Raw genomic sequence first — 13,486 nt, forward strand, 5'->3', positions numbered from 1 at the left:
ATAACATAAGAAATAAACACTATGAAAAATAAAATATTTTCATTTTTAGTTATTGGCCTAATTGCAGGCGCGTCCTTTATAGGAGGCGTTGTAAGTAACTATACACCTGATTTAGACATTGTAGAAAAATCTCAAAAAGCGGTTGAAGATTTTTTAGCATTTCCCAAAACAGCCGAGTATAAAAATGTTAAATATCATGAGATAAGAGAAACCTTAGACCATGGTATGCTAGGCTATGTATGCGGTGAAGTACTTATTTTTACTAGCCAAAATTCATATTCATTTAAACGTTTTGTGGTCAAAACTTATCTTCATAATGATGGACGTAATGTTGTTTCCATTCCATTAATCGATAGAGATGATAAAGAATTTCCTGATAATGACTTTAATGTTATTTGGAATAAGTATTGTAATAATTAAGTAAATATAAAACCCAACTGTTTAAATAAGATATTTCCGAGCCCTTTAAAATTTCATTAATATATCAAAGGGCTCAAATTAAATATTACATAAAAAACTATATTCTCTTTAGATATCTGTCATTCCGTAAATCAATCCTTTAATGATGATTACATTTTATCGCGGAGACTCTGTACTAACAGAGCATCTAGGCAAAATGCGATCAATTCAGACTATCTCCTTTTGAGCTATCCCTCATATAGAATTATTTTTCAATAGTAATTCATCCCTGCTTGATATAAAGTCTCAGCCTTTTTTCAAAATAGTTACTCTTGGAGGAGAAATGTTTATCGGTTTTGATTACGGTACATCTAACTGCGCTATTGCGGTCATGAAGAACGGGATACCCACATTATTACCATTAGAAGGCGATAACGTTTATATCCCATCAACCTTATGCGCACCGACAAGAGAATCAGTCTCTGAGCATTTATTTCGCCATTGTAAAATCGCCCCCTCGAATGAAATCGGGCAGCAAATTTTAAAAAGATCTATCGCATTTAACCGTGATGAAGAGATCGATTTAATGCCTGAAGACATCGTATTTGGGCAAGCCGCTTTAGATTTATATTTAAGTGATCCTAGAGATGTATATTATGTGAAGTCCCCTAAATCATTTTTGGGAGCATCTGGCTTACATGAGACTCAAATTAGTTTTTTTGAAGACCTTGTCTGCGCCATGATGAAAAATATAAAGAATACCGCAGAAAATAATTTACAACAGATTATTGATGATACTGTGATTGGACGCCCTATTAACTTTCATGGTCGTGGAGGGGAACTCTCGAACCAACAAGCAGAATCAATACTCTATCGCGCGGCAAAACGCGCAGGATTTAATCATATTACTTTTCAATTCGAACCCGTAGCCGCAGGGCTTGAATATGAATCAACATTAAATAAAGACCAGATTATCCTAGTCGTTGATATTGGTGGTGGAACAACGGATTGTTCATTAATCCAAATGGGGCCCACTTATAGAAATGCACAAGACAGAACACAATCCTTACTTGCTCATAGTGGACAACGGGTGGGTGGAAATGACCTTGATATTTACCTTGCATTAAAACAATTGATGCCGCTTTTTGGGATGGAAAGCCAATCTTTATCAGGCATTAAAATGCCATTCCTGCAATTTTGGAACCCTATTGCTATCAATAATGTTGAAGCACAAAAAGAGTTTTATTCAAGACAAAATTTGACAGCGTTAACACGCTTAAAACAAGATGCAAAAGAACCTCAAATAATATCTCGATTACTAGAAGTTTATAATGAAACATTAGGTTATAGCTTAGTACGTAAAGCTGAAGAAGCTAAAATTGCTTTATCAGACGCCTCAAGCTATTTAGCACAAATTAAATTAATTTCTGAAAAATTAGAAGTGAATATTCCCCATGAACAAATGGTGGAATCAATTGAATCACCAAAAAGTAAAATGATTGAATTGGTTAAAGAAGCAGTCAACCAAGGCGGGGTCAAACCTGATGCTATTTACGTTACAGGTGGGAGTGCTCGCTCCCCAATATTACACCAAGCTATTAGCCAAGAATTACCTAATATTCCGATAGTACGTGGGGATGATTTTGGTTCCGTTACTGCAGGGTTAACGCGTTGGGCTGAGACTTGTTTTAAATAAGCGACAGAAACACTAATAGCGCAGAATAAATAAGATTCATATTTAGACTGCGCTATTGGTACAAAATATTATTTCTTAACTTTATGAACAATATCAAAGTACTTATCTTTATTATCTTGCTCTGGATAAATACGATATGTGTATTCTTCTGGGGTTACTGTGACATTTTCAACAACACGAGTAAACAAGACTTTACCCTCGTCATCTTTCGCTGTTAATGAGCGAGTTTTGCCATTTTCATCAAATGACCAGTCACCTTTCATTTTAGGTTTTCCATCAAACGTGGTCATATTAAATGTACCGTCTGGATAATACTCAGCTAAACCAAAAAAGTTAGCGACTTGTTTATCATCTGCATTAACTTCTTTTTTATCTTGATCTAAAGCTTCTGTCGTTGTCCATACTTTGCCTACCATAATTTCTTCGTAAGCATTTAATTTATGTTCCGCATTCTGTGATTGGCTTGCTGCTGGAGTTGTAGCTGCTTGAACAGCAAATGACATAGTAGATACAACAGCAAAGAGTGTAGGTACTAATAATTTTTTCATTTTTATCCTCTAATAAATTAACTCAAACAACAATTTGATTAAGTTAAGATTAGCGATATAAAACCAATTTTGAAAATTATATTACGTTTATTTACAAGATAATATCTTATTACAATTAGTAAATACTATTTTACAATAAAAAATATATCGAAAATTCATGAATTTTAAAATTAATACTCTTAATTTTAGCTATCAAGCAATTTATTAATCAACCAGTACCCCGCTTTTCCGGGTGGATTATTCTTAGACCAAACTAAATCCACATCAATTTTACGTGGCCATAAATCATAATTAATACTCACTAAACGGTTATGTCCAAATTGCTTAACTAACCATGTTGGTAATATTGCCCATCCAGCCCCTTGTTCTGCCATTTCTAATAATAATAAATAATTAGGTGCAAACCAGTTCTTTTCACTATTAATAATAATTTGGCTGCTACTGCTTAGCCGTAATTGACGAGTCATCGTTAAATGTTGATAAGTTATTTTTTTCTCTTTAGCTAATGGATGACTATCTAATACATATAAACCTAATTCACCTTGAATAGGTAAACGAGAAAAAGAAATATCCGCAGGATATTCTGTACGGGACTCCATCATACCAACATGGGCTTGTTGGTTCTGGATCATTTCGATAACAGCATTATTTTCTGCAATTAAAAACTCAAACTCAAGATGCGGAAATTGCCTATCTAATGTTGTTACAATATGCTCAGCATGAGGTGGCTGATAGGTATCTGAAAAAGCACAACTTAACCTAGGCTCAATATCAGGGAGCAACTCAACTCTAAGCGCTTGAAGACGCTCATCTGCTGATAAAATATCCTCAACTAAGCTCAAAACTTTTCTACCTGCAAAAGTCAATGTTGATTCACGCCCCTGCCTATCAAATAACGCAAACCCCAAATCGTCTTCAAAACCACTGATTGTCGTACTGACAGTTGATTGGCTTTTATTTAATTTACGTGCCGCAGCAGAGAATGACTTTAAGGATGCCGCTTCCACAAAGGTACGCAATGTTTCTATAGAATAGTTCATAAGGTATCGCTTTTTTCGATGGCTGCCATTTTGTATATATATAAAAAATAGCAAATAATTGCACCCGATTTTTACCTAAAAATTAATTTTCTATATCTTTGAGGTAGTTATGAGCAAGTATACAAAAACATTAACTGAGCGAATTTTTCATGCAGTTTCATTTGAGGTCATCGCAATTGCGATAACTGCACCGGTCAGTGCGTGGCTTTTAGGACGCTCAATTTTCCAAATGGGAACAGTAGCTATTGTCTTATCGACGCTGGCAATGCTATTAAACTTATTTTATAACATGGCTTTTGACCGTTATTGGCCTTTATCCAAGGGGTCTCGCCCAGCCAAAGTGCGTGTTTTTCATGCTGTTGGTTTTGAATTAAGCTTTGTGATCATGGGTGTCCCAATGCTGGCGTTTTTACTTCAAATGTCATTCTTAGATGCATTCTTACTTGAAATCGGCTTTTTTGTCTTTTTCTTATTTTATACTTATGCGTTTAATCTTGGATATGACCTTTTACGTGTCCGTTGGTTTGCAAATAGAGAGAACGCTGTAAGTATCTCTGAAGCGGTAGCTAAACGCTCTTAATTTTACTCTTAATAAATATTCGAACACCGTGTTGCTTATCTTCACGGTGTTCTTTGTATATTAAAACCCCTATAAACACGCCGAAATAATCCTCTTTTTTTTGCAAAAAATAAAATAGAGAATGATATTTAACTAATTTATCACACAATTAACCTCATTAAGGCTTGGCTACTCACCAAGCCTTTTTACTTATAAATAATATTTCATTAAAAATCAAAATATTAACAAATTATAATATGCACCCACCAAAGTTGATAATAACTATCATTTGCAATTGATAATTATTAACATATAATTCGAATCGTTATTTTACCTTATGAGTCATAACTCAAACATAACTACTTAATACCTGAATTGGTCTCCCCTCTTTAGGTTCAACGAGAAAGAATATTGAGGTTTTATGATGAGTCGAAAATTAATCACTTTTATGCTATCCATAACACTTCATGTTCTTGTTATTGGGTACTTAACCTATGTTACGGCTCAATCATTATCCTTAAAAAACCAAGCACAACAGGATGCGCCTATTATATCGATCGCATTGACTCAAGCTGTCAACGTTGCAGAACCTGAAGAGCTCCCCCTTCCTATAGACACACCTAGTGAGGTAAAAATTGCTTCCAGCCCAATAGTTGAACACGCCGTCATTGTTGCGCCTAAAAAGCAAAAAAAGGTGATCAAAACCCCAAAAGAACCTGTGAAGCCCAAAGAACTCACTAAAAGAACTGAAAACGCTCACAAACCAGCTAATACAGAAATTAAAAATGATTTGCCAATCGCACAACAACAAAAGGCTGGAGCCCTTGTATCGTCTCAATCCGCAGGAATAAAAGGCCCCAAAAACCAACATGCGACTAGTGATACTAATAGCCAATTAATTAATGCTTACCGTGAAAAACTACGCCAAGAAGTTGAGAGAAATAAACAATACCCTCGCCGCGCGAAAAAAATGAAAAACCGTGGTATTGCAACAATACAATTTCAATTAAGCCAAAACGGGGAAATTAGCTTAATTCGCTTAGCAAGTAGCTCAGGAAATGATTTATTAGATCAAGCTGCTTTGCTTGCAGTACAAAAAAGCCGCTCTGTAGGTAAACCACCTGCAGGTTTTGCTCAATCTATAACACTTAATATTGAATTTAATTAACCTCAGTTGAAAATAAATATTATTCCCACTAAGAAGTTACGTCTTAATTAGGTATTAGATATTCATCTAATAGACAGTTATTCCGTATTTGCTTTTTATTCCGAAAAATAATGATAATCTTTATTGATTTTTTAGAACAATTAATGACTCTAGAGAAATTTATTATTATTTTCCAACTATACTGCTAGAAATATTCTCCCTATTTTTCGAAAACTCCTCACCTAGAGAAATATTTTCTCTACAAAACCAAATATTAACATTTCTAAATTTTCAACCTCCAGCAAGGGAAACAAAAAATTCTTTATATTCATGATATTAAGATGATATTGATTATCAATATAATTTATTTATTATAGAAAAGTTACCAGTTTTGCAAATATAACTTCATTGATATGGCGCAAAAAAAACTAAACATGTCAGAGTAAGATAACCCTTGAATAACATTATATTTAATATGGTCATAAAGGCTCATATCAATGAATACAAAAAATAAATTATTAAATAGCCCTATCTCGAGGCGCAATGTCGTGAAATCTGGCGCTGCAGGCGGTTTATTTGCTGCAGTAGGCGGTTTATCACTTCCTTTCAATGCAAAAGCAATCGATAACACTCAAAACTCAACATCCGCTGAAGAAAAAGCGGTTTGGAGCTCATGTACCGTTAACTGTGGTAGCCGTTGCCTATTACGTCTCCATGTTCGTGACGATGAAGTATATTGGGTTGAATCTGATACCACGGGAGAAGATGAATATGGCAATCATCAAGTAAGAGCTTGCCTGCGTGGCCGCTCAATCCGTAGAAGAATGAACCACCCAGATAGATTAAAGTACCCAATGAAACGTGTGGGTAAACGTGGTGAAGGCAAATTTGTCCGAATTTCATGGGAAGAGGCCCTAGATACCGTTGGTAATAGTTTGCGCGATATTTTGCAAAATTACGGCAATGAAGCGGTACATGTTCTCTATGGCACTGGCGTTGATGGCGGTAATATCACCAATTCGAATGTTCCCTATCGTTTAATGAATTCATGTGGTGGTTTCCTGAGCCGCTATGGCAGTTATAGTACTGCGCAAATTCGTGCGGGTATGAATTATCTGTATGGTTCTCAAGAAGCCAATAGCCCCGACGATATCGCAAATACAAAACTAGTTGTGATGTTTGGTAATAACCCAGCCGAAACTCGTATGAGTGGTGGAGGTGTGACTTATTATGTCGAACAAGCACGTGAGCGTTCGAATGCGCGCATGATAGTTATTGACCCTCGTTATAATGACACAGCTTCTGGTAGAGAAGATGAATGGTTACCTATTCGCCCTGGTACTGATGGCGCACTTGCAGCTGCATTAGCTTATGTGATTATCACTGAGGATATGGTTGACCAAGAGTTTGTGGATAAATACTGTATTGGCTATGACGAAAAAACCTTACCGGCTTCTGCACCTCAAAACGGTCACTATAAGGCCTATATTTTAGGCCAAGGTGCTGATGGTATAGCTAAAACACCACAGTGGGCCGCTAAAATTACAGGTATTCCAGCAGATAAAATCATTAAGTTAGCTCGTGAAATAGGCCAAGCGAAACCCGCTTATATTGTTCAAGGTTGGGGCCCTCAACGTCATTCAAATGGTGAACAAACCGTTCGAGCAATTGCCATGTTAGCCATTATCACAGGTAATGTTGGTATTAGTGGCGGAAATTCAGGCTGTCGTGAAGGCACTTATGATTCAGGTGTTGAATGGTTCCCAATGCTCGATAACCCAGTCAAAACACAAATTTCCGTTTTCACATGGACTGATGCTATTGAACGCGGCACAGAAATGACCGCCATTCACGATGGCATAAAAGGGAAAGATAAATTAGATGTTCCCATTAAGTTCTTATGGTGCTATGCCAGTAACACATTGATAAATCAGCATAGTGATATCGCCCGTACCCATGAAATTTTGCAAGATGACAGCAAATGCGAAATGATTGTTGGTATCGACCATTTCATGACGGCATCAGCAAAATATTGCGATATTTTATTACCTGATTTAATGCCTACCGAGCAAGAAGACCTTATTCCTAGCGAGTCCGCAGGAAACATGTCTTACATGATCTTAGGCCAACCAGCGACTAGCGCTAAATTTGAGCGTAAACCCATCTATGAAATTTTGTCGGAAATTGCTAAACGCTTAGGCCCTGATGTCGAACAGAAATTCACCGAAGGCCGCACCCAGCACGAATGGGTTAAATATTTATGTGAAAAAAGTCGCGAACGCTACCCTGATATGCCAACTTATGAAGAAATGAAAACCGTGGGTATTTTCAAGCACAAATGCCCAGATGAGCATGTCATTGGATTTAAAGCCTTCCGAGATAACCCTCAAGCTAATCCACTGAAAACGCCTTCAGGAAAAATAGAAATTTACTCTGAAAGCCTAGCTGAGATAGCGAAAACATGGCAATTAGCACCAGATGATGTGATTGATCCGTTACCAATTTACACAGAAGGCTTTGAAAGCCATACCGATAGCCTTAATAAAAAATACCCATTACAAATGACAGGGTTTCATTATAAAGCCAGAACACACTCAAGTTATGGCAACATTGATATCTTAAAACAAGCCTGCCGCCAAGAAATATGGATTAACCCAATAGATGCCAAAGCGCGTGGTATTAATCAGGGTGATATGGTCAAAGTTTTCAATGACCGAGGTGAAGTTCATATCCCAGCTAAAGTGACACCGCGGATCATGCCTGGGGTGACGGCTATGGGCCAAGGGGCTTGGTTAGATGCCGATATGTTTGGCAAAAAAGTAGACCAAGGCGGGTGTATTAATGTCCTCACAACTCAACGCCCTTCACCGCTTGCTAAGGGAAACCCTCAGCATACTAACTTAGTTGAAATTGCAAAACTATAAGGAGCCCGGTATGTCACAACAATATGGTTTTTATATTGATACACAACGTTGTACGGGCTGCAAAACGTGTGAACTCGCCTGTAAAGATTTTAAAAACTTATCCGCTGATGTTCATTTTCGTCGTATTTATGAATATGCAGGCGGCGACTGGACAGAGCAAGATGGCGCATGGCATCAAAATGTATTTTCTTATTACCTCTCTATTTCATGCAACCATTGTGAAGACCCTGCTTGCGTTAAAGTTTGCCCAAGTGGCGCAATGCATAAACGTGAAGATGGCTTTGTCGTTGTTGACGAAAGTGTCTGTATTGGTTGCCGTTATTGCCATATGGCATGCCCTTATAGTGCACCACAGTTTGATGCAGTCAAAGGGCATATGACTAAATGTGATGGCTGCTATGAACGTGTGGCTGAAGGCAAAAAACCCATTTGTGTTGAATCTTGCCCGCTACGTGCATTAGATTTTGGGCCCATTGAAGAGTTACGTGAGAAATACGGAACAATCAATGAAATAGCACCGCTACCAGCAGCACATTATACCAAACCCAATATTGTATTAAATCTCAATGCAAATTGCCGTCCTGTGGGCGACACCACAGGTTATTTAGCTAATCCGGAGGAAGTTTAAAATGGGCGCAGGCTTACATGAATATCCGTTAATCTTCTTCACCGTTATAGGTCAAAGTGTTGCTGGCGCATTTATTCTCATGGCTCTGGTATTGTTAATGAAACCCATGCAAGAACAGCATCATAAAATAGTGATGAGCATGTTTGGTTTATGGGTGTTAATGGGAGTTGGCTTTTTACTCTCCATGCTACATATGGGCTCACCGATGCGTGCCTTTAATTCGATGATACGTGTTGGGCATTCAGCGCTCAGTAACGAAATAGTCAGTGGCTCAATATTCTTTGCCTTAGGTGGGATATATTGGCTATTGTCATTATTAAAAAAGATGCCCAAGTCTGTCGGCAATATTTGGTTAATCGTCACTATCATTTGTGCGGCAATATTTATTTATGCCATATCTCGCGTTTACCAAATTGATACCGTCCCAACTTGGTTTAATCACTATGGTAGTTTGCAATTTATCTTAACCAGCTTTATTGCGGGGCCTGTTCTTGCCGCATTTTTATTGCGCATAGCTAGCTATGATATCAATAACGTCCGCTTCTTTACATTAATCAGTATTGTTGCAGTGATTGCGAGTAGTATCTTGGTGACAGCGCAGGGGTTTGAATTAGGCTCTATCCAAAGTTCAGTACAAAAAGCATCAGAGCTTGTTCCAGATTATGCCTCACTGATGGGATGGCGTACTGTTTGCTTAACATTGGGGCTAGCTTTCTGGATTTACCCGCATGTTAAAATGAAAAACCCTTCAATTATTGGGCTACTAGTCGCCGTATTATTGGTGATTTTTGGTGAATTGATTGGTAGAGGCATTTTCTACGGGCTGCATATGACGGTGGGTATGGCTGTTGCAGGCTAACGACTAATTCATTGTTTTTTAAGATGATAAGAAGGTTAATGACTTTCTTATCATCGACAACAATCTCATGTTTCGCTACGATCACACCAAAGAGTCATCATCAACATAGCAATGTGGACAAATATGGAACAAAAATTATTGGCAGATTTTTCGCTTTGCGCGCAAACTTTAGGGGCATTATTTTATTATGACCCTTCTGATGCACGCGTAAATAAGTTAATTGATTTATTTACGACGAGCGAATGGTTAGCTGAATGGCCATTTACTCAGGATTATGATTGCCAACGTATTGATAAACTCTTTCAAGATAATCTTTCTGAATCAGAAACATTACAAGAAGCCTATCAGCGCTTATTTATAGGCCCTTATGCATTACCAGCACCACCTTGGGGTTCTGTTTATCTTGATAAAGAAAATGTTATTTTTGGTATTTCGACACTTGAGTTAAGAGCATGGCTCCGTAATAACCAAATCAATATTGAATTAAACCAAAAAGAGCCAGAAGATCATGTAGGGTTATTATTTCTTCTCACCGCCTGGGTGATTGAAAATAAACCAGAACTACTACGCGAATTGCTAGAATTACATTTTCTACCTTGGGTCTATCGCTATTTAGAGAAAATGCAACTGCAAAGCGGAAATGCATTTTATGAAGCTTCCGCACTATTGGCCACTGAAACTTTAAGACATATCCAACAAGCCGCTAAATTAAATCCAGCGAATAAAGAACTTTGTCTTTAGTTTTATATCGTTCAAATAATTATTTTGTGAAGTAAAAGCCCTCTAAATAATCTGATTATTTAGAGGGCTTGAATATATTATTGGTACTTTCTTGGTATGTGATTAGTGCCACTGAGGAATTAAAATACGTTGATAGTCGCCTAATTACTGTATTTGCGATAAAGCAGAACCGACGTCAGCAAGTAAATCATCAATATCTTCACAGCCCAGTGAGAAACGCAATAACCCATCCGTTACGCCTTGCAGTAATCTCTCTTCTTCAGGGATACAAGCATGGGACATCATTTTAGGGTAGGAAATAATTGATTCAATTCCCCCTAAACTGACTGCAACGAGTGGAATACGAATCGCGTCTAAAAATCGTTTTACATTTTCATAGCTACCCAAATCAAAGGAAACCACCATTCCGCCATTTTTAGATTGCTGCATATGAATGATATGATTTGGGTGCGAAGCTAACCCAGGATAAAAAACGTGTTGTACTTTTGGATGCTCATTCAGATATTCTGCAAGCTTTTGCGCATTTTCACTTGCTCGTTCAACCCGCATTGCCATTGATTTTAAACCTCGCATTGTCAGCCAGCTATCAAATGGTGCAGCAATACTGCCAATAGCAACTGCAGACTTATGTAACCACCTCGCATATTCAGGGTTATTCGTTGCTACCGTCCCCAAGATCACATCACTATGGCCATTAATAAATTTAGTTGCGCTATTAATAGAAAAATCAATTCCAAGAGAAATAACATCTGATAACAACGGCGTCATAAAGGTATTGTCACAGATAGTAATAATATTATGCTGCTGCGCAATCCCAATAACAGATTTTAAATCCGTCACTTGTAACGTTGGATTAGATGGCGTTTCAATATAAAACGCTTTGGTGTTTTCCATTATTGCTTGCTGATAATTCATTGGATTAGTCGCATCAACAAATGTGACTGAAATACCGTAGCGTGGTAAAAATTCAGTCATTAATTGGAAAGAGCCACCATATATATTTTTGCAGGCAACAATATGGTCGCCCTGACTAAAATTAAGCAATACGGCGCTTATTGCTGCCATTCCTGAGGAAAAAACTTCAGCAAATTTTGCATTTTCAATCGCGCAAATAGCCTCACTTAATGCATCTCTCGTTGGATTGGAAAAACGAGAATAAATATGGTCGTAACTTTCCTCAATATTGGCTTGTGAAAATGTAGATGATTGATATAACGGGATAGAAGAACTTCCGGTATATTTATCTGTCATGGGGTATCCATGAATAACCTTGGTATTAATTTTCATAAGTAAATCGCATTATCAAAAGTCTATTTAATTATTGCCACATTGATTTCAGAATGAACAAAAATAGCGAGTGCACCATCAGTATAAATATTATGACCTAAATATTCTGAATGATTATTTAGTTTTACTAGCGGTGCTACTCCTTGAAATAAATCTATTTTATTTATTGCAGCTAATTTTGCCCAATCTTTATTATTTTATTCACTTTATTAATATGTGAAACCTAAATACAGATAAACTATCAGCGCAAACGCGGCCGTAACTGTTGCATAAGGCATTTGGGTACGAATATGCTCAATATGGTCACAATCTGTTGCCATAGAAGCCACAATTGCATCACTGGAAATTGGTGATGTCATGTCTCCGTAAATTGAACCTGCAATGGCTGCACCAATCATATATTCAACAGGCATTCCGACTGAAAGTCCTAATTGCACACCAATTGGGATCATAATGGCAAATGTTCCCCACGATGTTCCTGTTGCTAATGACATTACCGCACTAATTAAGAAGATAAAGCCTATTGAGAAAGCCGGCGAAATAACACCCGAGGTGATTTCTGCTATATAGGCACCGGTATTTAAATCTGAAGAAACGGTTCCCATTAAAAAAGCGAGGATCATCACCGAGCTAATTTTTACCATGCTGGCATAACCGATATATAATTCTTTAAAGAAAGTCTCAATATTAAGTACACGACGTGCTAAGAACCACACAAAAGAGACTAAAGTTCCAAACATGACTCCCCAATATACCGATGTTGAACCGCTACCTTTACTAAAATCGCCATTACCGGTGATATAAAGCGCAACAGGCACCATTAATACCGTTGATAAAATTGGGATAAAGAAGTTAAGAGAGGTATGGCAATTAGGGTGCTCAATAATATCTTCATCATCCTGCTCAGCTTCTTCCGCGGATAATAAAGTTAAAGCCTGCTGCTCTGCGCGTAAATCCGCCTTTTTCATTGGCCCCCAAGAAACATTGGAGAAAATATAAAACAGCACTGAAGCGAGGGAAAACCACGCCATGATATTAAATACCATTGAGCCAGCTAAAATTTCAAAAGGCTCTCCAGTAATTAAACCTTTAGATATTTGTACGCCAATAACCCCCATCATTGCCGCTCCCCAGCCGTTAATCATGGCTGATGAACACACTGATACACAGGAAGTCTGCACAATGTAGGACATTTTTTCTGGCGAAACTCCGTATTTCTTCGCTAATGTTTTTGTTGATGCTCCAGCAATTAATTGGTTAATAGAGCTTTCAATAAAAATTAATGATGTAATAATCATCGCCATTAATTGAACAGCTTTTTTATTTTTAATTAACTTTGTTTTATTTGTTAATAATTTAACCAATGAACGCACACCACCAGTAACAACGACGAGCCGCATAATACCGCCAATCATTACCATAAATAGAATTGTTTTTGTGTTTCCCGGTGATGCAAACGTATTAATAATGCCATCGAGCGTTCCGTTTATACCTAATAATATATTGTGATCATATATAACGGTAAAACCAACTAATATCCCCAGTAATAATGATAATATAACTTGTCGTGTAAAAATGGCTAAAAGTATCGTCACCATTGGCGTGACAATGGTCCAAATCCCATAATCATTCATTAGATGCTCTCTTATTATATTTTA

Annotated in this window: 12 protein-coding genes; 8 read left to right on the top strand and 4 right to left on the bottom strand. The window is 37.3% G+C overall.

What is annotated here, in order from left to right:
• Positions 1-21: 21 nt before the first annotated feature.
• Together PSF31_RS00240 and yegD are read left to right on the top strand one after the other, a co-directional pair.
• Positions 22-420, top strand: coding sequence for a hypothetical protein (locus PSF31_RS00240; protein ID WP_004262270.1), 399 nt, complete (start codon positions 22-24; stop codon positions 418-420).
• A 322-nt stretch (positions 421-742) separates the two neighbouring features.
• Positions 743-2,095 (top strand): molecular chaperone, encoded by a 1,353-nt coding sequence (yegD, locus tag PSF31_RS00245; RefSeq protein ID WP_272683171.1) that lies wholly within the window; start codon positions 743-745, stop codon positions 2,093-2,095.
• A 68-nt stretch (positions 2,096-2,163) separates the two neighbouring features.
• On the opposite strand, the gene PSF31_RS00250 is transcribed toward yegD, so the two are convergent.
• Both PSF31_RS00250 and PSF31_RS00255 read right to left on the bottom strand, forming a co-directional pair.
• Entirely contained in the window at positions 2,164-2,643 is a 480-nt protein-coding gene (locus PSF31_RS00250) for a DUF4822 domain-containing protein (protein WP_004262272.1), read from the bottom strand.
• A 185-nt stretch (positions 2,644-2,828) separates the two neighbouring features.
• Positions 2,829-3,683: a LysR family transcriptional regulator gene (locus tag PSF31_RS00255; RefSeq protein ID WP_004262273.1), complete on the bottom strand. Its 855-nt coding sequence runs from the start codon at positions 3,681-3,683 to the stop codon at positions 2,829-2,831.
• 109 nt (positions 3,684-3,792) lie between these two features.
• On the opposite strand from PSF31_RS00255, the gene PSF31_RS00260 reads away from it, so the two are divergent.
• From PSF31_RS00260 to dmsD, 6 genes are all read left to right on the top strand, one after another.
• On the top strand, positions 3,793-4,263 hold the full coding sequence (locus PSF31_RS00260; RefSeq protein WP_004262274.1) for a multidrug/biocide efflux PACE transporter: 471 nt from the start codon (positions 3,793-3,795) through the stop codon (positions 4,261-4,263).
• A 400-nt stretch (positions 4,264-4,663) separates the two neighbouring features.
• A complete protein-coding gene (locus tag PSF31_RS00265; RefSeq protein ID WP_096863214.1) occupies positions 4,664-5,410 on the top strand; it encodes an energy transducer TonB in 747 nt (248 codons plus the stop codon).
• A 476-nt stretch (positions 5,411-5,886) separates the two neighbouring features.
• Positions 5,887-8,313, top strand: a complete 2,427-nt coding sequence (gene ynfF, locus PSF31_RS00270; RefSeq protein WP_004262285.1) for a selenate/tellurate reductase subunit YnfF — start codon at positions 5,887-5,889, stop codon at positions 8,311-8,313.
• Between the two features lie 10 nt (positions 8,314-8,323).
• Positions 8,324-8,941 (top strand): DMSO/selenate family reductase complex B subunit, encoded by a 618-nt coding sequence (locus PSF31_RS00275; RefSeq protein WP_096863216.1) that lies wholly within the window; start codon positions 8,324-8,326, stop codon positions 8,939-8,941.
• A gap of 1 nt (position 8,942) precedes the next feature.
• Entirely contained in the window at positions 8,943-9,800 is an 858-nt protein-coding gene (locus PSF31_RS00280; RefSeq protein ID WP_096863217.1) for a DmsC/YnfH family molybdoenzyme membrane anchor subunit, read from the top strand.
• Positions 9,801-9,923: 123 nt separating this feature from the next.
• Positions 9,924-10,541 carry a Tat proofreading chaperone DmsD gene (gene dmsD, locus PSF31_RS00285; RefSeq protein ID WP_036958487.1) on the top strand — a complete coding sequence of 206 codons (618 nt, stop codon included), beginning with the start codon at positions 9,924-9,926 and terminating at the stop codon, positions 10,539-10,541.
• A 144-nt stretch (positions 10,542-10,685) separates the two neighbouring features.
• On the opposite strand, the gene PSF31_RS00290 is transcribed toward dmsD, so the two are convergent.
• Positions 10,686-11,828, bottom strand: a complete 1,143-nt coding sequence (locus PSF31_RS00290; RefSeq protein ID WP_096863218.1) for a trans-sulfuration enzyme family protein — start codon at positions 11,826-11,828, stop codon at positions 10,686-10,688.
• 209 nt (positions 11,829-12,037) lie between these two features.
• Positions 12,038-13,462, bottom strand: a complete 1,425-nt coding sequence (locus PSF31_RS00295; RefSeq protein ID WP_096863219.1) for a Na+/H+ antiporter NhaC family protein — start codon at positions 13,460-13,462, stop codon at positions 12,038-12,040.
• Positions 13,463-13,486: the final 24 nt, after the last annotated feature.

Source organism: Providencia sp. PROV156, assembly GCF_028480905.1.
GTDB classification, from domain to species: Bacteria; Pseudomonadota; Gammaproteobacteria; order Enterobacterales; family Enterobacteriaceae; genus Providencia; species Providencia hangzhouensis.